Annotated in this window: 1 protein-coding gene; it reads right to left on the bottom strand. The window is 38.3% G+C overall.

Annotated elements, in window-relative coordinates; translation table 11 throughout:
• Positions 1-798, bottom strand: a 798-nt coding sequence (locus E1140_RS21160; protein WP_221412586.1) for a hypothetical protein, incomplete at both ends; no start/stop codon positions are given.

Below are 798 nucleotides of genomic sequence, written 5' to 3'. Positions count from 1 at the left end.
ATCTGTTTCAGCAGATAGGTCCAAATGTAATAAAGCTTCATTTCTAGCGTCTGTTCCTGTTAGATCAGTATCCATAACCATATGGTAGGAACCTGTATTGGGTCCATTCTCACTAGACACTTCGGTTCGGGCAAAGCTGGTATTGGGGATGCACCATGCAGAGCCAAAGGCGCCTGATTCAAAATCATCAACAAAAGGTAAAGTAGAATAGGTGGGCAAACACGGAGCAGGTGTTCTGATGACAATATCATCAAAAGCGAATCCATCAGAAGTGGACAAATCCGCTAGATCAATAAAGAAATTATCTCTGTGAAGAAATCTTACAACAAACTGATTTGTAAAACTCAACGCATTTTCTGCAGCTATCTCATCTAAGTCAATTATTATTTTTTTCCATGTATTATTAGTGTAATTCTCACCATTTAAAAAGGTGATTCGTGTAAAAGTTGAACCACCATCATCAGAAAGGAAAATTCCATCAATATCATTTTCATCTCCAAATTCCTTCCAGTAGAATTCCATTTCCAAATTCGTCTGGCCACTAAGATCTAGAAATAAGAGCGCTTCATTTGTACCAATATTACGTGCTGGCACAGTTTCCATAGTTAAGTGATATGAGCCATTGTTTGGTTCATTTAAACTAGAAACAGCAACACTTGAAAAGCTATTAAAAGGAACACACCATTCAGAGCCCAATGTACCTGATTCAAAATCCTCCAAATAAGGGAAGGAGTTGATGGCAACTGCCGAGCATCCAGATCCGCTTGTTATATTGATGTCATCAAAAGCGAAACCATC

The organism is Fulvivirga lutimaris, from assembly GCF_009711525.1.
Taxonomy (GTDB): domain Bacteria; phylum Bacteroidota; class Bacteroidia; order Cytophagales; family Cyclobacteriaceae; genus Fulvivirga; species Fulvivirga lutimaris.
The sequence above is the reverse complement of the archived record's forward strand: the minus strand, read 5'-3'. Positions and strand labels throughout refer to the sequence as shown.